Here is a 22,853-nt window from a genome sequence, read left to right on the forward strand (position 1 = left end):
CCGCAGATGCTCGATGCCCTGCGGGCGGCAGTCGCCGACCCGGGGCAGGTCAAGACCCGCGCCATCGACCTGCATGCAAACGCGCACGACGCCTCGCATTTCCTCCTCATCCCGCAGGCGGTGGTGGTGCCGTCCAACGCCGCAGAGGTGGGGGCCTTGCTTCGGGCCAGCGCCGCGCAGGGCATTCCGCTGACGCTCCGAGCTGGTGGCACCAGCCTCAGCGGGCAGGCGGTCACCGACAGTGTGCTCGTCGACGTGCGCAGGAACTTCCGGGAGATCGAGGTGCTCGACGACGGCGCCCGGGTGCGGGTCCAGCCGGGCGTCACCGTCCGGGCGCTGAATGCGCGGCTGGCCCGGTATGGGAGGAAGTTCGGGCCCGACCCCGCCAGCGAAGCGGCCTGCACCATCGGCGGGGTGGTGGCAAACAACTCGTCGGGAATGAACTGCGGCACCACGGACAACGCGTACCGGACGCTTGAATCGGTCACGGTGGTGCTGCCCAGCGGCACCGTCGTCGACACCGGGGCCGTCGATGCCGACGCCAGACTGCGGGCCCTCGAACCCGACCTGCATGAGGGGTTGCTGCGGCTATCCGAGCGGCTCCGGGGTAACCCCGCGTCCGTGCGGACGGTACGCCACCAGTTCTCCATGAAGAACACCATGGGATACGGGCTGAACTCCCTGCTGGACTTCCAAACCCCCGCCGACATGCTGGCCCATCTGATCGTGGGCAGTGAGGGCACCCTGGGGTTCATCGCCGAGGCCGTGTTCCGGACCATTCCCCGCCCGAAGTTCGCGGCGACCGGCCTGCTGGTGTTTCCGGACCTGGACACCGCTACTGCAGCCCTGCCCGCCCTGGTCGACTCAGGAGCGGCGACCGCTGAGCTGATGGACGCCGTCTCCCTGAAGGTGGGCCAGACCCTGACAGGGGCTCCCGACGTCGTCCGCGGCCTCGACATTCTGCAGCACTGCGCGCTGCTGGTGGAGTATTCGGCGTCGTCGCCGGCTGAACTCGACGACGTGCAGGGAAACCAGCCACGACTACTCGCAGGTCTCGGGCTCAGCGAACCTGCCCGATTCAGCTCCGACCCGGCGGCCCGCGCGAGCCTGTGGCAGTTACGCAAGGGCCTGTATGCGTCGGTTTCCGGTGCCAGGCCGCCGGGCACCACGGCCCTGCTGGAGGATGTGGTGGTTCCTGTCCCTGCGCTGGCCCGGACCTGCACCGAACTGACCAGGCTGTTCGGCGAGCACCGTTACAGCGACACCGTGATCTTCGGGCATGCCAAGGACGGCAACATTCACTTCATGCTCACCGACCGGTTCGCGGCCCCCGACGAACTGGAGCGGTACCGGGCGTTTACCGAGGACATGGTGGACCTGGTGCTGGGTGAGAACGGGTCGCTGAAAGCCGAGCATGGCACCGGGCGCATGATGTCACCCTACGTCCGCCGGCAGTATGGCGATGAGCTGTACTCGGTCATGCGTGAACTCAAGCAGTTGTTCGACCCGGCCGGGATGCTCAACCCGGGGATCATCCTCGACGACGACCCGGAGGCGCACCTCCGCCATATCAAGACCGTGCCATTGGTAGCCCCCGAGGTGGACCGCTGCGTCTCCTGCGGCTTCTGCGAACCCGTCTGTCCCAGCAAGGACATCACCCTCACGCCGCGCCAACGCATCGTGACCCTGCGCGCCATCGAGCAGGCACGGCTCGACGGCGACACCGGCCTGGTGGCGCGGCTCGAGAACGATTACGACTACGAGTCGGTCCAGACCTGCGCCGTCGACGGCATGTGCCAGACCGCGTGCCCGGTGGAGATCAACACGGGATCACTGGTCAAACGGCTGCGCCGCGAGGACGCCGGACCAGCGGTAAATCTGGCATGGAGTGGGGCGGCACACCGGTGGAACCTGATCACGCGCGGGGGCGGGTTGGTGCTCGACGCCGCCGCGAAGGTTCCCGGCGCCGTCGTCGTTCCGGCGAACCGGCTGGCCCGGACGGTGCTGGGCCACGACACGGTGCCCCTCTATTCTTCCGACCTGCCGTCGGGTGGAGCTCGGCGGGCGCGGGCCACCCCCACCGCGGCGCCCGATGCCGTGTACTTTCCGGCCTGCGTCGGGACGATGTTTGGGCCGGCTGGGACCGGGTCGGGGGTACAGGACAGTTTCTCGGTGCTCTGCGAGCGCGCGGGGCTGTCGCTGCTGGTACCGTCCGGGATTGATGGGCTGTGCTGCGGGACGCCGTGGTCGTCGAAGGGCATGGCCGCCGGTGAAGCGACGATGCGGGCGAAAACCGTCGCAGCGTTGCGGGAGGCCACCCACGACGGCGAACTCCCGATCGTCTGCGACGCCTCCTCCTGCACGGAGGGGCTGATCGGCGCGCTTGAGCACGCTTCCCTTGAACTGGTGGCAACCGGCCGGCCACCGCTGGTGGTACTGGACGCGGTGCAGTTTGTGGCCGACCGGGTGCTGCCCCGGCTCGGCACCGTTGAACCGCTCGAGTCGCTGGCACTGCATCCCACGTGTTCCTCGACGCGGCTGGGGCTGAACCCAGCACTGGAGGCAGTGGCCAGCGCCGTCGCGGGTGAAGTACTGGTCCCCGAAACGTGGGGGTGCTGCGCCTTCGCCGGTGACCGCGGGATGCTTCACCCCGAGCTCACCGCGTCCGCCACGAGTCGGCAGGCCGTCGAGGTTGCCGGCTTCAATGCCTCGGCCCACGCCTCGTGCAACCGCACCTGCGAACTCGGCATGACCCGGGCTACCGGGGACGATTATCGCCATATCCTTGAGCTACTAGAGGAGAGAACGAGGATCCCCCCATGCGACTGATCGCCGAGAACTGCTACCAACTGGAACGGTCCCGAGGCTCGAACGGCTACGTGGTCAGCGGCAACGGGTCGACGGCGATCATCGACCCGGGCATGCGCGGCGGGTACACCGGGTTGTTGGAGGAGCTGCGCGACGCCGAACCAGTGATAGGCCCGGTCACCCACATCCTGCTGACCCATTACGACGCCGACCACTCCCGCGTAGTGAAGCAACTGCAACAGACCCTCAAGGTGCCGGTGTGGCTGGGCGCTGCGGATGCCGCGATCCTGCGCGGCGAGGTTCCGCCGCCGACCCGTTTCCGGCGGTTCCTTGCCAGGGCCTTTCCCTCCCAGTATCCGGCGGAGGTCAGGGAACTGACCGGCGAGCAAAGCATCTTCGAGGGCCTCACCGCCTTCCCGACGCCGGGACACACCCCCGGGCACCTGGCGTTCCAGTTTGGTGAGGTGCTGTTCTCAGGCGATGCAGTGATGGTCTCCAAATCCGGAGAGCTCAGCCAGTTTTACCGCCTGTCGATCACCGATAAGGCGCAGGCACGGCGAACGGAGGAGCTGCTGCGCGCCCGGATCGCGGGCGGGGGCGTCCGGTGGGTCTGCGCCGGGCACAACGCACCCGCCAAGACCGGGATTGCCCGGGGCTAGATCGACTAGGGCTTGTCTGCCTGCTGCGGACCGTCGTCGGGAGTCCGGAGTTCGTCGAGGGTCTTGATGGCCTTCTCCCAGCGCTGCTGCCGCTCGGCCGGCGACTGCTCCCACCAGGGTGTTCCGCGTTCGCCGAGCCCTTCCTTGGCGATCTGCACGCGGCGGCGCGCGTCCTTGACCTTGGGTTCCTGCTTGGCCTTGCGGTGCTTGTTGACCGCTGAGCGGGCACGACCCAGTTGGGAGAGCAACTGCTTGGCGACGTCGTCGGGCAGGCTCGGATCGGCGCGGCGCCACTTTCGGCCTTCGTGCAGGAAGAAGCGCTCGTCGTCGGGGGTCTGGGGTGTGCTGGGCATGGGGGCCTATCGAAGAAAGTGGTGGGTTACCAACCTACTAGCTGCTGGGAACCGGTGGGCCGATTACCAGCAGTGCGGCAAAAACCACGGCAACCGCAACTACCGTGACGGCGGCAGCGAGGAAAGGCTTGCGTAGCACCCACGCCTGCAACTGCTCGATCGGGCCGCGCGGGGTGTCGGCGCCCGGCGCGAGCCGCCAGCCGCCGTCGAGCTTCCCGCGGCGTTCCATCGTCTGGTCAAAGACCACCGAGGCAAGGGGAATGATGGCCGAGACCAGGCCCAGCAGCCCGGTCTTGAAGGACCAGCGCTGGTTCACCCAGACAAAGACCGTGACCACGACGAACACCAGGAAGACGAACCCGTGAATCCCACCGGCCGGGGAGATGAGCGCCTCGGTGGTCTCGGTGACGTACTTGAGGAACATGGCCAGGAGCAGGAACGCCCAGGTCAGGGCCTCGGCGACGGCGACGGTACGGAACAGGATGCGGGGGCTCATGCGGGTCTCTCCAGAATGGTCGGTCCTTCCAAATTACCGCAGCCGGTTCCGCCACCGGCATTTGGTGGGCGTTGGAAATGTCACACTGTCAGTGGCGGATGGTTAGCTGAAACCGTCCGGATACCGTGAACAGCTTCAAGGTTGCAGCCGCTGGGAGGCACAGTGTTTCTTCTCGACCCCACACTCCCCGGTGAGCCGCCGGACCTGATCTTTTCTGCCACCGATCTGGTGACCGCAGCCGAGTGTGAGTACCGGTTGCTCTACATCCTGGACGAGAAGCTGGGCCGCGCCACCCGCCCGGAGTTCGAGGTGGATGCCATGCTGGAGCGAACGGCAGTCCTCGGCGACGTCCATGAACACCGGGTGCTTGAGGCCCTGGTCGCCGAGCACGGCGATTGGAACCCCGAGAGCGGGACGGGCGTGTACGACGTCGTTCCCGCCACCGGCATGGACCGCACCCTGCTGGCGGACAAACACCGGGAATCGACCGCCGCACTCCGTTCCGGAGCCGACGTCGTCTTCCAGGCAGCGTTCTTCGACGGCCAGTTCCACGGCCGGTCCGACTTCCTGGTAAAAACCTCTGACGGCTCCTATGCGGTCTGGGATACCAAGCTGGCCCGCCACGCCAAGGTGAGCGCGCTGCTGCAACTGGCCGCGTACGGCGATCAGCTCGTGGCCGCCGGCATCCCGACGGCGTCCGAGGTCACCCTGGTGCTCGGGAACGGCGCTCATAGCATCCACAGCCTCGCCGACATCCTGCCCGTGTTCCGCGAGCGCCGGGACCGGTTCCTGAATCTGGTCGACCGCCACCGCAACCAGCACGAGCCGGTGCAGTGGGGAGGCACGGACCACAGCGCCTGTGGCCGCTGCCCCTACTGCCAGGTCCAGGTTGCCGACACCCGTGACCTGCTGCTGGTGGGAGGGATGAGCACCACCCGCCGGGCGAAGCTCCACGCCGACGGTATCCACACCATCGACGAACTTGCCGCCCTGGAAGTCCCGACCACAGACAGAAGCCTGCTCCGGCTCCGCGACCAGGCCCGCATGCAGACCGGCTCAGCCCAGCCCGACGGCAGCGTCCAGTACACCGGCAAGGACGGGCTCCCCGCCACGCTGAGTTACCGGGTGCTGTCCGACCACACGCTCGCTACCCTTCCGGCACCGAGCCAGGGCGACATTTTCTTCGACTTCGAGGGCGATCCCCTCTGGCAGGACGACGCCGGTCGGTGGGGGCTTGAGTATTTGTTCGGCGTGGTCGAGAACCCCGACCGTCCCGGCGACCCTCCCCCATTCCGGCCGCTCTGGGCCCATTCGCGCGGCGAGGAACGGCACGCCTTCACCGATTTCCTGGCCTATGTGGCCCGGCGGCGCGCGCAGTACCCGGACCTGCACATCTACCACTACGCCTCCTACGAGAAGACGGCGCTGCGCAATCTTTCCCTTGCCCACGTGGTGGGCGAGGACGCGGTGGACGCGCTCCTCCGCGACGGCGTCCTGGTGGACCTCTATGAGACCGTCCGGCATAGCCTGCGCATCTCCGAGAGTTCGTACAGCATCAAGAAGCTGGAGCCCCTCTATATGGGGGAGAATCTGCGCAGCGGGTATGTCAAGGACGCTGGAGCTTCGGTGGTGGCCTACGCGGATTACTGCACCGCCCGGGATGCCGGGGACAGCGCACTGGCCGCTGAGATCCTCGCGGGTATCCGCGACTACAACGAATATGACTGCCTGTCGACGCTCCGGCTCCGGAACTGGCTGCTCGACCGTGCCGCGGAACGGGAGATCATTCCCGCAGCGTCGCGCGCCCAGGAACCAACTGTGGTGCAGGAGCCCAGACCGGAGGAGACCCGGCTGCTGGACTATCTGGAGGGTCTCCCGCTGACCCGGGCCCTGACCGCAGACGAGCAGACCGTGGCGATGGTCGCGGCCGCCGTCGGCTACCACCGCCGCGAGGACAAACAGTTCTGGTGGGAACACTTTGACCGGCTGGACAAGGCAATCGAGGATTGGCCGGACACCCGCACCCTTTTCGTGGTGCAGGAAGCGGAAATACTGTCCGGCTGGGAACGTCCCACCTCCCGCAGCAACCCCGTGCGCACCCTGAAGCTGACGGGTGTGGCCTCGGACGGCTCCGAATTTGTACCGGGCAAGAAGGTGTTCAGGATGTTCGCTCCGCCGTTGCCGGAGGACCTTGTTCTTGAGGCGGAGGGCGGAACCTCCCCGCGGGCCGGTTGGTTTGGCACCGAGGTGGTGTCCCGCAGCCACGACGGGGGCCGGGACGTGCTGGTGGTCCGGGAGAGGCTTCGGACGAAGGGGGGCGAGTACAGCGAGCTGCCCATCGCATTGACTCCCGACCAACCGGTTGCCACCGCCTCCATCCGCGCGGCCCTGTCCGAGCTGGCTATCCAGGTGGGATCCACGCTGCCTGACCTCCCCTGCAACCCGGGTCTTGAGGTGCTGCGCCGGTCCGCGCCTATTCTTTCCGGGCGGCAGTCTTTGCCGACCGTGGTCGACGGCGATTACGTCACCGCCATTACCGCCGCCGTCGTCGCCCTGGACCACTCCTACCTTGCTGTGCAGGGGCCACCTGGCACCGGCAAAACCTACGTCGGCTCCCATGTGATCGCTGCCCTGGTGGCCGACGGCTGGAAGGTGGGGGTGGTGGGGCAGTCCCACAAGGTGGTTGAGCACATGATCCAGCAGGCGCTTACTGCAGGCGTACCGGCGGGCCGGACGGCCAAGAAGACCAGCGACGCCCAGGCCCCCTGGGGGCACCAGACCGACGAGGGTCTGGCGGAACTCCTCGATTCGCCCGGTGGCGCCCTGGTGGGCGGCACCGCCTGGACCATGACGGGAAGCAAGGTGCCGGCGGGTTCACTCGACCTCCTGGTTATCGACGAGGCGGGACAGTACTCGCTGGCCAACACGCTCGCAGTGTCGCGGGCGGCCAAGCGACTCTTGCTGCTCGGCGACCCGCAGCAATTGCCACAGGTGACCCAGGGCAGCCACCCCGAACCGGTGGACACCTCGGCCCTAGGCTGGCTATCAGCTGGGCACGCCACCCTCCCGCCGGAGTTCGGGTACTTCCTGGCCGACAGTTGGCGGATGCACCCGGACCTGTGCGCGGTGGTGTCCCGGCTGTCCTACGACGGCAAACTGGAGGCGGCTCCGGCGGCGAGGCAGCGCTTCCTGGCGGGCAAACCGGCGGGTGTGGATTGCGTGCTGATTCCGCACGTCGGCAACACCACGTCGTCAGCCGAGGAAGCCGACGAGGTAGTCAGCCAGGTCACGGAACACCTGGGGCTGCAGTGGACCGGCGGCCCGGACGCCGTCGCGCGGCCGCTGGAGCCAGAGGACATCCTGGTGGTGGCTGCCTACAACGCACAGGTCCAGAAGATCCAGGCTGCCCTGGCGGCAGCCGGGCTCGATGGTGTGCGGGTGGGAACCGTTGACCGGTTCCAGGGTCAGGAAGCCCCCGTAGTGATCGTGTCGATGGCCTGCTCTTCGGCTGCGGAAGCGCCGCGGGGAATCGGATTCCTGTTGAACCGCAACCGGATCAACGTCGCGGTGTCGCGAGGGCAATGGCGGGCGGTGGTGGTCCGTTCCCCGGAACTCACCCACCATCTGCCTCCCCGTCCGGAGCAGTTTGAGGAACTGGGCGCCTTTGTGGGCCTGTGCACCGCGAGCGCGGGCATGCTGCAGCCCCGCTAGGGGGTCGGGTTTCCACTAGGCGGTGGGGAGGTGATCGTCAGGACGGCGACCGCCCCCTCAGCACCTGCGCCATAGGAGTGTTCGGTGTCGCTGGCCCAGGCGTGGAACCCGCCGGTGGGTATCGACGCTTGCTCGCCGGTGCGCCCCGCCGTTGCGCTCCCCCTCACCACCAGCAGGTGCTCGGAGACGCCCGGCCCGTGCGGTGGCGACACCCGGGACCCGTTCGGCGCGATGGCGAGCCAGTAGACCTCGGTAATGCCGCCGTCGTCGTGGTGGCGGACTCCCAGCAACCGGGCCGTGACCGCCTCGTCGCTGGCCTCGGCTCCCAGTTCCTCTCCCAGGAGCACGGCCAGCGGCACCCGCAGGGGTGCCGCCAGGGCGTAGAGGGTTTCCAGCGTCGGGTTGCGTTGACCGGTCTCGAGCTCCGACAGGGTCCCTTTGCCGATGCCGGCCCGGGCCGCGAGCGCGGAGAGGGAAACCCGTTGCCCCTCCCGCAGTTCCCTGATTCTGCGGCCGACGGCGGTCAGACGCTCGGGTGTGGTGTTGCTGGTCATTGCGTGCCTCCTGCGGCTACGATAGCAGCGTTCTGTTTACGGAACATGCGATCCTTCCGCTAGCCAGATTGCGAGCCAGTCCCGTGCCACCCGCCAGCTCCGCAGTTGTGCACACCCCGCTCCGGGAACCGGTGCTGGCCGGGGTGGTGACCGCCCTTGTGGGTTTCACCTCTTCGTTTGCCGTGGTGTTGGCCGGGCTGCGGGCCACCGGCGCCACGGAGCAGCAGGCCGCCTCGGGGCTGCTCGCGCTGACCGTGCTCTTCGGTCTCGGGATGATTCTTCTCTCGGTAAGGTACCGGGTCCCGGTGACCCTGGCCTGGTCCACCCCAGGAGCGGCGTTGCTGGCCGGAGCGGCCTCGTACGATGGCGGGTGGCCGGCCGCCGTCGGCGCCTTCCTGGTCACCGGGGTGCTGATCGTGGCAACCGGAACGGTGCCTGCCCTGGGCCGGCTGATCGGACGGATTCCGACCACGCTGGCGCAGGCGATGCTCGCCGGGGTGTTGCTCCCCCTGTGCCTGGCCCCCTTCCGCGCCCTGGGCACGATCCCGTTGCTGGTGCTTCCCGTGCTCGCCATCTGGCTGATCGGGACCCGGTTCGCCCCGCGATGGGCGGTGCCGCTCACCCTGGCCGGCGCTTTGCTGGTGATCGGCGGTTACCTGACGGTGAACCGGATTGCACTGGACTGGAGTGCCGCCGCACCCGCGGTCGAGCTGACCCCGCCGGAGTTCAGCCTCCAAGCGGTTGCCAGCCTGGCTCTCCCGCTCTATGTCGTGACGATGGCATCACAGAATGTTCCCGGCGTGGCCGTGCTGAAGTCCTTCGGTTACCCGACGCCGTGGCGGGCGTCGATGCTGGTCACCGGCATCGGGACGGCCGCGGCGGCGCCGTTCGGCGGTCATGCGATCAACCTGGCGGCACTTTCGGCCGCGCTTTCGGCTGGTGAGACGGCGGGTGCGGACCGGGGTCGCCGCTGGATTGCTGCGGTCAGCGCCGGATGTTGCTACCTCATCCTGGCGGCGGCATCAGCAGCGCTGGTCACCGTGGTCTCCGCCGCCCCACCCGGCCTGATCGAGGCGGTGGCCGGTCTGGCCCTGATGGGAACCATGGCGTCGGCGCTGGCAGCAGCCCTGTCCGACGTCGGCCAGCGCATGAGCGCGGTGGTGACCTTCCTGATCGCGGCGTCCGGCCTGAGCTTGGCCGGCATCGGCGGTGCGTTCTGGGCCCTGATTGCCGGACTGCTGGTCCGGTGGGTGCTGGAACGCCCGGCTGCGCGGTCGCCCCGGCACCGCACCAACCCGTGATCTGCTGAACACCAATGACCGACCTGGCAGCGACCATAGGTCGCGATTCCTGGATAATCGAGCCGAAAGAGGCCGCGGCGAGGGTAGGTTATATGCCATGAATGAGTTCACAGTAGAAAAATCGGCGGGCGCTACGACCCTTGGCCTATTCCTGACGGTATCCGGCATCCTGGCCTGGCTCTTCCTGGGAGTACCGCAACAGATCAGTTCCGGACCGAACTTCTGGACCACCACGGGCATTGCCTTGGCCGTCGCCGGGTTCGTGCTGGTCCTGATCGGGGTGCACCGCGCTATGTCGAGCCTCGACGCCCTGGCCCAGCAGCATTTCCCCGCCTCTCATTCAGACCGCCGAATAATGAGCCAGTATCTCAGTGATTGAGCCGTCCGGAATTAGCCGTTAACGCAAAATAGGGCGGGAATTGCTTCCCGCCCTATTTCAGTGGTCATTGACCACTAAGTCGAATTAGACGACCTGGATGTTTACGGCCTGAGGACCCTTGGGGCCCTGCTCGGTCTCAAAGCTAACCTTCTGGTTCTCGTCGAGGGACTTGAAGCCGCTCGAGTTGATAGCGGAGAAGTGAGCGAACACATCGGCGCTGCCATCTTCTGGCTCGATGAAGCCGAAGCCCTTGTCAGCGTTGAACCATTTCACGGTACCTGTTGCCATTTTTAAAACATCCTTCTGGAAATATGAAACCGATCCCGACTGTCGGGTAGTCTCAGTCGCGGCGTTCGTTTCCCGCTTCTACAGAAAAAGCGGCTGGCCCGTCTGGGTTTCGCCGCTTGAAATACAAAATGCGCAACACTACAACTGCGTACGAGTCTACATGGATTTCACGGCAGGCAAAAACGGGGCCCACCCCCAGCTCCGCCGACCGGCCCGTGCTGGTGGAATACCGCACCCGGCCCCGTGGTTGTTTTCCCCGTAACCGCACGGCAACGAGAGAAGGCAATCATGCGCGCTATTCGTCAGCACACATTCGGCGAACCATGGGACGTCCTGCAGGTAGAGGACATCGCCACACCGGAACCCGGCCCCGGCCAGGTGAGGGTCCGCACCCTCATGTCAGCAATCCACAACCACGACCTCTGGACCGTTCGCGGCACCTACGGTTTCAAGCCCACGCTCCCTGCCCAGGCGGGCACCGAGGCCGCCGGGGTGGTGGACGCCCTGGGCGACGGCGTCGAGCACCTCAGCATCGGCCAGCGGGTTGCCACCGGCGGTACCTTCGGTGTCTGGGCCGAGTACTTCATCGCCCCGGCGGCGGGCCTCATTCCGGTGGCTGAGGGTGCCACCGACGAGGTTGCGGCGCAGCTCGTCGCCATGCCGTTCTCTGCCCTCGCCCTGCTTGACTGGCTGGAGCTTTCCGAGGGTGACTGGATCATCCAGAATGCCGCCAACGGCGCCGTTGGAAGGCTGCTGGCGCAGCTGGCGCCCTCCCGCGGAATCAACGTCATCGGCCTGGTCCGTCGTGACGCCGGCGTCGAGGAACTCTCGGCCCAGGGCATCGAGCGCATCGTGTCCACCGAGAGCGACGGCTGGCAGGACCGCGTCGCCGAGCTGACCGGCGGCGCAAAGATCGTGGCCGGAGTGGATTCAGTCGGCGGCGACGCCAGCAACGATGTCCTCTCCCAACTCGCCGAGGATGCCACCCTGGTGATCTTCGGTGCCATGGGCGGCAGCAACCTGGCGCTGAACTCCGGGTCGATCATCTTCAAGAATCTGGTCGTCAAGGGATTCTGGGGCAGCCGGGTCATGGGATCGATGACTCCCGAGCGGCGTGGGGAGCTCCTGGGTGAACTGCTGACGCGGGTCACGGACGGCTCCATTTCGCTGCCCGTCGAGGCGGTCTACCCGTTTGACCAGGTGCAGGCTGCGGCGAAAGCGAACTTCGTCGCAGGCCGCAAGGGGAAGGTCATGCTCCGCCCGTAGGGCCACCCGCTCCCACGTCCCGTGAGAGCATTTAACGCATGCCCCGCAACGAGACACCCGGACGACGTCGGCCGTACCGGGTGCTCGTGGGCCTGCTGGTCGTCGGGGTCATCGCCGCGGCGCTGATGCTCGTGGGGCCACGCCTGGTGGGCCCTCTCGCCAGCCAGGGAGGATCACTGCTCGGCGGCCCGGAATGCACCGTTGAAACCGCCGAGGGGAACGTCGGTCTGGACCGTGAAATGGCGAAGCGGGCGACCACCGCCGCGGCGCTTCTGGCCCGCGGCGCCGAGGCCCCCGACACCACCGGCATCGACGACGCGGTCATCGAGCGCCTCGTCGACGGGCCAGCCGACGACGCTGGCCCCAGTCTCCACTGCCGCGGCTCGGCCGCCAGCGACCTTGAGGTCGAGGACATCACCGCCTCCGGTCTGACACCGCGCGCCGAGCAGGTACGGATAGCGATGGCCGAGGTGTTCGGCGACCAAAGCCTGGGCGGCTTCGCCCCGGGTGGCGTCGGCCAGGGTCACGGCGGGGAATCCACCCATTACGACGGCCGGGCGATCGACGTCTTTTTCCGCCCGGTGACCGAAGACAACCGGCGTCAGGGGTGGATTCTGTCCCACTGGCTGGTCGCCCACGCGGCAGACCTGGACATCCAGTACGTCATCTTCGACGACGAGTTCTGGAGTGCGCGCCTTGCCCGCGGAGGATGGCACTACTACGACGCTCCTGCCCCCGGAAACGAAATCCTGCGCCATTTGGACCATGTGCACGTGGACGTGATCGGCGGAGGAAACGGCTAGGTCCTGACCACACCACTGCTCCACCCCGCACCGCCGGTCAGGGTCCGGAGGAGCCGATTGCGCCCAGATTCGTCGTCCCACCTACCGACCCGACCGCCACTGTGCCGGTTGCCTCCCGCCCGAGATACCACCCTTTGGTGCGCTCAGCACCGTCGCCCGGCCTGATCTGCCAGCGGGTATCGCTCACCCGCACGAGGGGCCCCGTTGCTACGAGGTCGAGCGTTACTGGGAGAACAACGGTGTCGACGACCGTCCCACCACCCTGACATTCGTCATTGACGAATCGGTCGAACTGGATGGAACCGGATGCGGTAGCCGATCCCAGCTTGCGCGCGATGGTCAGCACACCAGGACCTGACCCGACAACGAACTGCTCGCGAAAGCCGGTGGTGCCGTCACCACAGTCGATCAGCTCAACGGTGAGGCTCGACGCACTGACGGTCGTAGCTCGCTCCGGTGGGCTGGTGGTGCTGGCCTGCACAATCGCATCCTCGAAGACCACCCCGGGATTGCCGGTGAGCTCAAATTCGGCACTGTAATCTCCCCGCGCTCCGGTGCCGCCTGACGGCGCGACCGGATCCGGCGCCACCGGGGCCTCTCCGTGGGTGCGCCGCTTTTCGACGGCGAATTTCAGGAACGCGGCGGGACTCCCGACCCCCACGATGAGCGAACCAACGCTCAGGGTGCCGGTCCCATCTCGTGAAAAATCGTAGAATCGTCCGCTGGAACGGTCCGAGCCCGACGAGGTGGTTCCACCGATGCCCGTGAAGAACCTCGGCGTCGTCCCAGTCACCGTGATCTGGACGTCCTGGGCGCGCAGCACCGTGACCGACTCAGGTTCGCCGCACCCCGGGCTGGCCGTGACTGTCAGATCAACAATTGCGTGCCCGAAAGCCTGGTCCAGGCTGTGCCCGATGTCGAGCTCCACCGGGCCGGGCGCTCGCGCCTCCCGATCTTCGGTCTGGATCGTGGTGGTAGCGAAGTCCTCGCTCAGGTCCGGGCACGTGATCGTGGCCGCCCGGGACAGGAATACGTCGACCGATGCTTCGCCCCTGAAGTCTTGCCGGAATGAGACGGCGCCAGCATAGGCTCCGTCCGTGTCCGGGATGAGGTTGACCGCCGCCTGGTAGTAGCGCAGGTCATCAGGTTTCGCACCCGCAGGCGGTGCCGCCGCTGCAGCCGGAGAGAGTGTCGGAGCAATGAGCCCCAACGCGATGACACACCCGATAAGTTGGCGCTGTATCCCCGTGCGTGGCTTCATGGCCATCTCCCTGCCCTCCCTCTGAATTTTACTCCCGGGAACGGCGTGAGTCACCGATCGCGGACAGCCAGTTTCACCGTCAGGTCAACGTCAGCTCACCCTCGGTTCAAGGTCAGGTTGACGTCGGTCCTGCGGGCCCGTTCAGCCGCCCCGCCGCACCACCGACCATTCGGTCGGTGGTGCGTGAGAGCATTAATCCATGCCCCAGACCAGCTCCCCCATGATCGATGTCACCGACATCATCCGCATGGTGGGCGGCGCCTCATTTCAGCGGGGCCAGACCTACGCGAAACAGGGTGCGGTCACCCAACTGGCCTGGGACCCGTCGGCAAACACCCTGGACGCCAGGGTGCAGGGCAACTCCCCCGGTGCCTACCGCACCCGGCTTTTCCTCAGCGCGAAGGGCGACGGGCGTTACCACCTCAGGGACAGCTTCTGCAGTTGCCCCATCAGCCTCGACTGCAAGCACGTCGCCGCCACGGCCCTGCAGAGCAACACCGAGCACCTGCTCTCCCGGCAAGAGCTCACCGCGCCGGTCCGAAAATCTGCCCCGCAGGGGTGGCAGAGCTCGCTTTCTGGACTCATCAACCCGCCGACCGATGAGGTCACAGGACCGGTCACCGCCCGCACACCGTTGGCGCTCCAGTTTGAGTTGCGCTCCGTCCAGGGCCTCCACACCGGTTGGCAGTCCACCCCGAAGACGCAGCGCCGGACGGCGAAGCCGCAGCTCGGCGTGCGGCCGGTGATCCGCAACAGCAAGGGCAACTGGGTCAAGAACAACCTGTCGTGGGGCAGCATCAGCTATCAGACCTACGGGATGCTCCTTGACCCGGACCAACACCGGTGGTTTTCCCAGTTCCCGTCCCTGCACCGGGGAACGGGTGTCAGTTACTTCGGCAACAACGACTCCTGGCTCTATCTGGAGGACTTCAGCAACCCCCTGTTGTGGCAGTTACTGAGGGAGGCGCAGCGCCTGGGTGTTGAGTTTGTTGCGTCCACGAAGGGGGTCGCAGTGGTCCTGGCCGGCAGCGCCACCCTGAAGCTCGATGCCACCACTACCGACGACCAACTGCGTCTCTGCCCGATTCTGGAAATCGACGGCCATCAGCACGCGCCGGAAACCGCGCAGCCAATCAGTACCCACGGCATCTATACGGTCCACCCGGGCAGCCCCACCCAGAGCACCATCATCACCCTGGCCCCCTCCGCCAAACGGCTCACCGACCATGACATCGGGCTGCTGCTGCAGACAGCCCCGGTGGTCATCCCCGCCGCGGAAAGGCCCCTGTTCCTCGACAGTTTCTACCCGCGGCTCCGCCAGGCCATCGAAGTCATCAGCAGCGACGACTCGGTAACCTTCCCGGACATTGCCCCGCCCCTGTTGGTCCTGACGGCCCACTACACCTCCGGAGACCGCCTGGAACTGGCCTGGGACTGGGAGTACCGGCTCGGCGAGGACACCACCCGCAAAGCCCTGCACCCCGAGCCGGGCGCCCAGGATTACCGGGACCCTGTGGTGGAGGAGGCGCTGCTCCGCACCGCGCGCGTCCACCTCGGAGCGACCCCCCTGGAGGCTCTCACCCTGGAGGACATGGGTGCCGTCGAGTTCACCGAAGACACCCTGCCGAAGCTCCTGGAACTCGACGGAATCCGCGTGGACGTCGTCGGCGAGCAGCCCAGCTATGAAGAGCTCACCGAACCTGCCCAACTGACCATCACCACTGTGGAGACGGACAACCGCGACTGGTTTGACCTCGGGGTGCTGGTGACCGTCCAGGGGCGCAAGATCCCCTTCGACCATATTTTTCGGGCGCTGGCGCAGGGCAAGAAGAAGATCAAACTGGTGGACAACAGCTACCTCTCAATGAACCAGCCGGTCTTCGAGCAGCTGCGTGAGCTGATCGAAGAAGCCCGCGCGCTCAACGAGTGGGAGCCGGGCCTGAAGATCAGCCGCTACCAGGCGGGACTCTGGGCGGAGTTCGAGGACCTGGCCGAGGAGACGGAGGAGGCCCAGGGCTGGCGGGCCGCAGTCGCCGGGCTCAATGACCTGCAGGAAATCAGCCCCACCCCCGTACCGCCCACCCTGTTCGCAACCCTTCGCCCCTATCAACAGGACGGCTTCAACTGGCTCGCGTTCCTCTACCAGCACGGGCTCGGCGGTGTCCTCGGAGATGACATGGGGCTCGGCAAAACCCTGCAGGCCCTGGCACTGCTCACCCATGCGAAGGAACAGGGTGAGTCGAAGCCTTTCCTCGTCGTCGCACCCACCTCGGTGGTCCCCAACTGGGTATCCGAGGCGCACCGTTTTGCCCCCGGGCTCGCGGTGACCGGGGTCGCAGACACCCAGGCGAAAAGCGGCGTCGACCTGGCCACGCTGACGGCGGGGGCCGACGTCGTCGTGACCTCCTACACGCTGTTCCGGCTGGACTTCGAGGGGTACCAGTCGCAGGAATGGGCGGGGCTGATCCTCGACGAGGCCCAGTTCGTGAAGAACCGGACCGCGAAGGTGCACCTGTGCGCCAAGGAGTTCTCCGCGCCCTTCAAACTCGCCATCACCGGCACCCCGATGGAGAACAACCTGATGGAGCTGTGGTCGCTGTTCTCGATCACCGCTCCCGGCCTGTTCCCTTCGGCCCGCCGGTTCACCGAGGACTACCGGAACCCGATCGAGAAGTCAGCCAACACGGAGCGGCTTGCGCGCCTGCGCCGCAGGATCCGGCCGCTGCTGATGCGGCGCACCAAGGAAGCGGTCGCCTCGGACCTGCCCCCGAAGCAGGAGCAGGTACTGGAGGTGGAACTGCATTCCCGGCACTGGAAGATCTACCAGACCCACCTGCAGCGCGAGCGGCAAAAATTGCTGGGCCTGATCGAGGACCTGGACCGCAACCGGATGATCGTCTTCAGGTCGCTGACCCTGCTGCGAATGCTCAGCCTCGACGCGTCGCTGGTGGATCAGGCGTACGACGGCGTCCCCTCCGCCAAGCTCGACGTCCTGTTCGAGCAGCTCGAGGATGTGGTGGCCGAGGGCCACCGGGCGCTGGTCTTCAGCCAGTTCACCTCCTTCCTGAAGAAAGCCGCAGAGAGGCTCGACGCCCAGGGCATCGCCTACAGCTACCTTGACGGGTCCACCCTGCGCCGCGGCGACGTCATCAACAGGTTCAAGGACGGGGAGGCGCCCGTCTTCCTGATCAGCCTCAAGGCCGGCGGGTTCGGCCTGAACCTCACCGAGGCTGATTATGTGTTCCTGCTGGACCCTTGGTGGAACCCGGCTACCGAGGCGCAGGCCGTGGATCGTACCCACCGGATCGGTCAGACCCGCAACGTCATGGTCTATCGGATGGTGGCGTCGGGAACCATCGAGGAGAAGGTGATGAAGCTCAAGGAACAGAAGGCCAAGCTCTTCAGCTCGGTGATGGACGACGACGCCGTCTTCAGCTCAGCACTGACCGCCGACGACATCAGGGGGCTGCTGGAGGGCTAGAGTCGGAGGGGTGAGTCAACAACTATCAGCCGATCTGCCCGCAACCTCCCCCCTGACCGGTTTTGTCCAGGTGAGGGGTGCCCGGGAAAACAACCTCCGCAACGTGAGCGTGGACGTCCCCCGGGACGCCATCGTGGCCTTCACCGGCGTCTCCGGCTCAGGCAAATCCTCCCTGGCCTTCGGCACCATCTACGCCGAAGCCCAGCGCCGCTACTTCGAATCGGTGGCCCCCTACGCGCGGCGTCTGATCCAGCAGGGTTCCAACCCCCGGGTCGACGAGATCACCGGCCTGCCGCCCGCCGTCGCGCTGCAGCAGCGCCGCGGCACTCCCAGTTCCCGGTCAACCGTGGGTACCGTCACCACCCTCTCCAACTCCGTCCGGATGCTGTTCTCCCGCGCCGGCACCTACCCCGAGGGTGCCGAGTCCCTGGACTCTGATTCGTTCTCCCCCAACACTGCCGCCGGCGCCTGCCCACAGTGCCACGGGTTGGGTATCGCCCACACGGTCAGCGAGGAATCCCTGGTCCCCGATACGTCGCTGACCATCCGCGATGGAGCGATCGCTGCCTGGCCCGGAGCCTGGCAGGGCAAGAATCTCCGCGATATCGTGCGTGAACTTGGTCACGACATCGACACTCCGTGGGACCAGCTCCCCAGGGAGTCCCGCGATTGGATCCTGTTCACCGAGGAACAGCCGGTGGTGGAGGTCACCCCGCAGCGGGACCGGGTCGCCAAGCCCTACAAGGGCCGATTCTGGAGCGCGAAGAGCTACGTGCTCCACACCCTCGCCGACTCGTCCAGCCAGTCGATGCGCGAACGCGTCCTGCAGTTTATGCACAGCGGCCCGTGCCCCCTCTGCGATGGCAGCGGGCTGCAGCAGGCAGCACTGGCGGTTACCTTCGCCGGCTACTCCATCGCCGAACTGACCGATGTGCCCCTCGCCGAGCTGGCAGCCATCGTCGAACCCACCGCCACCCTGCAGGGTGCAGGATCCAGCTCCCGTGCCCTGAGCTCCGGCGAGACCACGGAGGTGGCCGTCACCCTGACCAAGGACCTGCACCAGCGCGTCGGTGTCCTGCTGGATCTTGGCCTGGGCTACCTGAGCCTTCGCCGGCCCACGCCGACCCTCTCGCCCGGTGAGATGCAGCGGCTGCGCATTGCCACCCAGCTGCGGTCCGGCCTCTTCGGCGTCATCTACGTGCTCGATGAGCCATCGGCCGGGCTGCACCCCGCCGACGCCGAACCGCTGCTCGAAGTGCTGCAGCAGCTGAAGTCCTCCGGCAACTCGGTGTTTGTGGTGGAACATGACATGGACGTGGTCCGCAGCGCCGACTGGGTGGTGGATGTGGGACCCAAGGCCGGCGAAGCCGGCGGTTCGGTCCTCTACAGCGGCGCCGTGTCCGGTCTCGCGGACGTCAAGGACTCGGTCACCAGGCCGTTCCTCTTCCCCGAGCAGGCTCCCCCGGCCGCCGACGCCGCGTTGCGAAAGCCGGACCGCTGGCTGAGCATGAACAACATCAGCCGCCACAACCTGCGGGGCCTCGACGCCACCATCCCGCTGAATGTGCTGACCGCCGTCACCGGTGTCTCCGGCTCCGGCAAGTCCACGCTCGTCTCCCAGGTGCTTGCCGACGTCGTCAATGATTACCTGCACGCCGGTGTTCCGGCGGAGGACGCCGACGACGGCAGCGACCGCGACTGCGCACCGGGTGACCACATGACGGTGGGCCACGTGGAGGGCCTCGACCTGATCGACCGGCTCGTCCGGGTGGACCAGCGCCCAATCGGCAGGACCCCCCGGTCCAACCTGGCCACCTACACGGGCCTGTTCGACGCCGTCCGGAAGCTTTACGCCGGGACCGATGAGGCCAAGGCTCGCGGCTACGGGGCCGGACGGTTCTCGTTCAATGTGACCGGCGGCCGCTGTGAGACGTGCCTGGGCGAAGGGTTCGTCTCGGTGGAGCTACTATTCCTGCCCGGCAGTTACGGGCCCTGCCCCACCTGCGACGGGTCACGCTACAACCCCGAGACACTGGAGATCACCTACCGGGGCCGGACCATCGCCGAGGTCCTCAGGCTCACCGTGGACGCCGCCGCCGAGTTCCTCGCCGATGTCCCCGCTGCGGCGCGCAGCCTGACCACCCTCCGGCAGGTGGGGCTCGGCTACCTGCGGCTCGGCCAGCCAGCCACCGAGCTCTCCGGCGGCGAGGCACAGCGCATCAAGCTCGCCACCGAACTGCAGCGTGCGCGCCGCGGGCACACCCTGTATGTGCTCGACGAGCCCACCACCGGGCTGCACCCCTCCGATGTGCAGCTGCTGTTGGCTCAGCTGAACAACCTGGTCGACGCCGGCAACACAGTGGTCGTCGTGGAACACGACATGGCAGTCATCGCCGCGGCTGACTGGGTGATCGACCTGGGGCCGTCCGGCGGGGACGAGGGTGGCCGGATTGTTGCAGCGGGGACGCCGTCGTCGGTTGCAAGTACTCCGGAAAGCCGGACCGCACCGTACCTCGCCCGGCGGTTGGCGACCGCCGGGTAAGGTCTCGGGGTGAAGGCTGCGGAGAGGCGGGCCAGGTCTGGCGGGCTAGCGGCGCGGGGCGCTGTAACTCTTCCTGCCTGCGGCGCTGGCAGTCGCGCCGATGTGGTTCCCTCGGGTCTGGTCCACCACGGGACCGGTTCCAGCGATTTCGCGGATCTGTTCGATGCCAGCGATGGCCTGCGACTTGGTCGGATAATACGTGGAGACGGCGACGAGCACTCCGTCGCCGGCCATGAGTTTGATCCGGTATCCACCGTCGTGCGCATCCACTATTTTGAAGTAGCCTGACACTTTCTTACCTCCTTGTAAGGAATGTCGTTACGGGTACCTTTCATAGTAAGCATCCTTAGCGCCGGTGGATATGGTGCGGGGTGTTATTTTCGCCGCCATTTCAGGGTCTTTCGTCCTTTGTCTGGTTCTCTACCGGCGGTAAAATAGTAGTGCTGGCATGGGCAGCGATCCCATGCCAACGGCCCTGTAGAAGCTCGGCGAATAGTTCCGCAGTATTTGGGGTTATTTTCTTGTTTCAAGGGAGGGGAGATGACTACCGCATCACATCATGCACGTGACTTTCACGTGACCCACGAGCTCGTTCGTAGCGGCTCGATGGGATTGGGCGTGGTCTTTCTGCTTTTGGGCGTCCTGGCCTTCGTGCCGGGACTGACAACACAGTACGGTTCGCTGGCCCTCGCCAGCGGGTCAGAGGCATTACTCTTCGGCGTCTTCCAGGTGTCGATCCTGCTCAACATCGTCTATCTGCTGGTTGGAGCGGCCGGAATCATCATGAGTAGGGACAGTAGCGGCGCCCGCAACTTTCTGCTGGGAAGCGGCGCACTATTCCTGATCATGTGGATCTACGGCATGGTCATCGACCTGGGGTCGACGGCCAACTTTCTGTCCTTCAACGCGGCAGGCAACTGGCTGCATCTGATCCTGGCGCTGATCGCCGGGGGCATCGCCCTCACTCACCTGGCGCGGACCCGTGGAGGTGGCCGATCAACCCACACCTAACCAGCGGCCTAGGGCCCAGATCATCAATGCTGCCTTGCGCCGGTTCTCTCCGCCGCAAGGCAACTTTGTGTGGGCTTCCACCCAAAACCAATGCAACGTGAATGCAACCTTGGTGCAACCCGAATCGCGGTACGTTCACCCTGTGCCCCGTCACCGACGACAGGGCTGTTCGGAAACGGAAGGGAAGCTCATGCCTGGAAACAAAGCCGTTGCTTACAAAGGACCCGGGAAAGTGGAGGTCATCGATATCGACTACCCCACCTTCGAGCTGCAGGATGGACCAGGGGTGAACCCGGCCAATGTGGGCCGTAAGGTGCATCACGGTGTCATCCTCAAGACTGTTACGACGAATATCTGCGGCTCCGACCAACACATGGTTCGGGGCCGTACCACTGCCCCCTCCGATCTAGTGCTCGGCCATGAGATCACCGGTGAGGTGGTCGAGGTGGGCCGCGACGTCGAATTCATCAAAAAGGGCGACATTTGCTCCGTGCCCTTCAACATCGCCTGTGGGCGCTGCCGGAACTGCAAGGAACGCAAGACCGGTATCTGCCTGAACGTGAACCCCGACCGTCCCGGAAGCGCCTACGGGTACGTGGACATGGGCGGCTGGGTCGGCGGGCAGGCCGAATACGTGCTGGTGCCCTATGCCGACTGGAACCTGTTGAAGTTCCCGGACCGGGACCAGGCCCTGGAGAAAATCCTTGACCTGACCATGCTTTCGGACATCTTCCCCACGGGTTTCCACGGTGCAGTCACTTCAGGTGTGGGTGTCGGATCCACCGTCTACGTTGCAGGTGCGGGACCTGTCGGCCTGGCAGCCGCCGTATCGGCTCAGCTGCTTGGCGCCGCCGTCGTCATCGTGGGCGATCTGAATGAGGAACGGCTGGCCCAGGCCCGCAGCTTCGGCTGCGAGACGGTCGACGTGTCAAAGGGCGATCCCAAGGACCAGGTCGAGCAGATTCTCGGCATCCCTGAAGTGGATTGCGGTGTGGATGCCGTGGGCTTCGAGGCTCGCGGTCACGGTGACGGCTCCGCCAAGGAGGCACCGGCAACGGTGCTGAACTCATTGATGGGCCTCACCGCCGCCGGCGGTGCGCTGGGCATCCCGGGGCTGTATGTGACGGGCGACCCGGGAGCGGTCGACGACGCCGCGAAGGTTGGTTCCCTGTCACTCAGCCTGGGAACCGGCTGGGCCAAGTCGTTGTCCTTCACCACCGGTCAGTGTCCGGTGATGAAGTACAACCGGGGCCTGATGATGGCGATCCTGCACGACAAGGTGCAGATTGCCAAGGCCGTCAACGCCAAGGCGATCAGCCTGACTGACGCTCCTCGCGGTTACGAGGAGTTCGACGCCGGGGCAGCCACGAAGTACGTGCTCGACCCCCACGGGTACGTTGCTGCGTAGCTGACACGGATGCGGACCGCGGGCACCCCTGTGGTGCCCGCGGTTTTGCCCTGCCGCCCGGCCGGAGCACCCTCAAGCGAACAGTGGGCTGCCTTGGTAGGGGGCCAGCGCGCGCTTCTGCTCGGCGGTCAGCCGGAGCAGGCTCCCCAGGTTCGTGTCCACGAAAGCGAGGATTGTTTCGGCCTTCACGCAGACAGCGCCCGTCGCTGGGTCGTGGATCCGGTAGGCGAGAGTGAAACTGGCCGGCTTCACTGCGCTGACCCACACATCGATGCGTACCGGAACATTCCGGTAATCGAGCGTGTCCACAAACCGCACGCGATGCTCGACGACAAGGGCCTGGGTGCCCGGTTCCACTGAGGAAAACACGGCAACGGGCGGTGACTCCCCCTCGGCTCCGGTGCCCCCAGGAGGCCCAAAAGCGTGGATCCTCGCTTCCTCCAGCAGGCGTAAAACCTGTACATTGTTTATGTGCCCATAGGCGTCCATATCGGACCACCGCATCGGCACCCTGCAGGTCAGTATCTGGCCA

Annotated in this window: 18 protein-coding genes; 11 read left to right on the plus strand and 7 right to left on the minus strand. The window is 66.2% G+C overall.

Translation table 11 applies throughout. The features are described 5' to 3' along the window. Positions 1-6: 6 nt before the first annotated feature. Positions 7-2,829: an FAD-binding and (Fe-S)-binding domain-containing protein gene (locus tag IWX64_RS04605; RefSeq protein WP_196865984.1), complete on the plus strand. Its 2,823-nt coding sequence runs from the start codon at positions 7-9 to the stop codon at positions 2,827-2,829. Further along, the gene (locus IWX64_RS04610; RefSeq protein ID WP_196865985.1) at positions 2,820-3,467 is read left to right on the plus strand and encodes an MBL fold metallo-hydrolase; all 648 of its coding nucleotides are present in this window, start codon (positions 2,820-2,822) and stop codon (positions 3,465-3,467) included. Before IWX64_RS04605 ends, IWX64_RS04610 begins: the two co-directional genes overlap by 10 nt. A gap of 5 nt (positions 3,468-3,472) precedes the next feature. On the opposite strand, the gene IWX64_RS04615 is transcribed toward IWX64_RS04610, so the two are convergent. Together IWX64_RS04615 and IWX64_RS04620 are read right to left on the minus strand one after the other, a co-directional pair. Beyond that, the gene (locus IWX64_RS04615) at positions 3,473-3,820 is read right to left on the minus strand and encodes a 2-polyprenylphenol hydroxylase (protein WP_196865986.1); all 348 of its coding nucleotides are present in this window, start codon (positions 3,818-3,820) and stop codon (positions 3,473-3,475) included. Between the two features lie 37 nt (positions 3,821-3,857). Further along, entirely contained in the window at positions 3,858-4,316 is a 459-nt protein-coding gene (locus tag IWX64_RS04620) for a DUF3817 domain-containing protein (RefSeq protein ID WP_196865987.1), read from the minus strand. 162 nt (positions 4,317-4,478) lie between these two features. Here IWX64_RS04620 and IWX64_RS04625 point away from each other — a divergent pair, with 162 nt between their 5' ends. Next, positions 4,479-8,027: a TM0106 family RecB-like putative nuclease gene (locus IWX64_RS04625; protein WP_196865988.1), complete on the plus strand. Its 3,549-nt coding sequence runs from the start codon at positions 4,479-4,481 to the stop codon at positions 8,025-8,027. Here the strand turns inward: IWX64_RS04625 and IWX64_RS04630 are convergent. After that, positions 8,024-8,581 carry a helix-turn-helix domain-containing protein gene (locus IWX64_RS04630; protein WP_196865989.1) on the minus strand — a complete coding sequence of 186 codons (558 nt, stop codon included), beginning with the start codon at positions 8,579-8,581 and terminating at the stop codon, positions 8,024-8,026. The two genes, IWX64_RS04625 and IWX64_RS04630, sit on opposite strands and share 4 nt — an antisense overlap. A gap of 83 nt (positions 8,582-8,664) precedes the next feature. Between IWX64_RS04630 and IWX64_RS04635 the strand changes: the two genes are divergently transcribed. Next, positions 8,665-9,882, plus strand: a complete 1,218-nt coding sequence (locus IWX64_RS04635; protein WP_334683159.1) for a benzoate/H(+) symporter BenE family transporter — start codon at positions 8,665-8,667, stop codon at positions 9,880-9,882. A 97-nt stretch (positions 9,883-9,979) separates the two neighbouring features. After that, positions 9,980-10,261, plus strand: a complete 282-nt coding sequence (locus IWX64_RS04640; RefSeq protein WP_196865990.1) for a hypothetical protein — start codon at positions 9,980-9,982, stop codon at positions 10,259-10,261. A gap of 84 nt (positions 10,262-10,345) precedes the next feature. Here the strand turns inward: IWX64_RS04640 and IWX64_RS04645 are convergent, their stop codons facing one another. Then, a complete protein-coding gene (locus tag IWX64_RS04645) occupies positions 10,346-10,549 on the minus strand; it encodes a cold-shock protein (RefSeq protein WP_019483883.1) in 204 nt (67 codons plus the stop codon). 288 nt (positions 10,550-10,837) lie between these two features. Between IWX64_RS04645 and IWX64_RS04650 the strand changes: the two genes are divergently transcribed. Further along, positions 10,838-11,815: a zinc-binding dehydrogenase gene (locus IWX64_RS04650; protein WP_196865991.1), complete on the plus strand. Its 978-nt coding sequence runs from the start codon at positions 10,838-10,840 to the stop codon at positions 11,813-11,815. 38 nt (positions 11,816-11,853) lie between these two features. Further along, positions 11,854-12,618, plus strand: a complete 765-nt coding sequence (locus tag IWX64_RS04655; protein ID WP_196865992.1) for a hypothetical protein — start codon at positions 11,854-11,856, stop codon at positions 12,616-12,618. Positions 12,619-12,655: 37 nt separating this feature from the next. Here the strand turns inward: IWX64_RS04655 and IWX64_RS04660 are convergent, their stop codons facing one another. Then, positions 12,656-13,879, minus strand: a complete 1,224-nt coding sequence (locus tag IWX64_RS04660; protein ID WP_196865993.1) for a hypothetical protein — start codon at positions 13,877-13,879, stop codon at positions 12,656-12,658. A gap of 199 nt (positions 13,880-14,078) precedes the next feature. On the opposite strand from IWX64_RS04660, the gene IWX64_RS04665 reads away from it, so the two are divergent. Both IWX64_RS04665 and uvrA read left to right on the plus strand, forming a co-directional pair. Next, positions 14,079-17,360 carry a DEAD/DEAH box helicase gene (locus IWX64_RS04665; RefSeq protein WP_245345746.1) on the plus strand — a complete coding sequence of 1,094 codons (3,282 nt, stop codon included), beginning with the start codon at positions 14,079-14,081 and terminating at the stop codon, positions 17,358-17,360. 10 nt (positions 17,361-17,370) lie between these two features. Continuing rightward, entirely contained in the window at positions 17,371-19,902 is a 2,532-nt protein-coding gene (gene uvrA, locus IWX64_RS04670) for an excinuclease ABC subunit UvrA (RefSeq protein WP_196865994.1), read from the plus strand. Positions 19,903-19,947: 45 nt separating this feature from the next. On the opposite strand, the gene IWX64_RS04675 is transcribed toward uvrA, so the two are convergent. Then, the gene (locus IWX64_RS04675) at positions 19,948-20,193 is read right to left on the minus strand and encodes a YegP family protein (protein WP_196865995.1); all 246 of its coding nucleotides are present in this window, start codon (positions 20,191-20,193) and stop codon (positions 19,948-19,950) included. 249 nt (positions 20,194-20,442) lie between these two features. On the opposite strand from IWX64_RS04675, the gene IWX64_RS04680 reads away from it, so the two are divergent. Both IWX64_RS04680 and fdhA read left to right on the plus strand, forming a co-directional pair. Beyond that, the gene (locus IWX64_RS04680; protein ID WP_196865996.1) at positions 20,443-20,913 is read left to right on the plus strand and encodes a DUF4383 domain-containing protein; all 471 of its coding nucleotides are present in this window, start codon (positions 20,443-20,445) and stop codon (positions 20,911-20,913) included. A gap of 190 nt (positions 20,914-21,103) precedes the next feature. Continuing rightward, complete coding sequence (gene fdhA, locus IWX64_RS04685) at positions 21,104-22,321, plus strand: formaldehyde dehydrogenase, glutathione-independent (protein ID WP_196865997.1); 1,218 nt, start codon at positions 21,104-21,106, stop codon at positions 22,319-22,321. 72 nt (positions 22,322-22,393) lie between these two features. On the opposite strand, the gene IWX64_RS04690 is transcribed toward fdhA, so the two are convergent. Further along, a complete protein-coding gene (locus IWX64_RS04690; RefSeq protein ID WP_196865998.1) occupies positions 22,394-22,825 on the minus strand; it encodes an acyl-CoA thioesterase in 432 nt (143 codons plus the stop codon). Positions 22,826-22,853 lie beyond the last annotated feature (28 nt).

The sequence above is a fragment of the Arthrobacter sp. CAN_A212 genome (genome assembly GCF_015752345.1).
Lineage (GTDB): Bacteria > Actinomycetota > Actinomycetes > Actinomycetales > Micrococcaceae > Arthrobacter_D.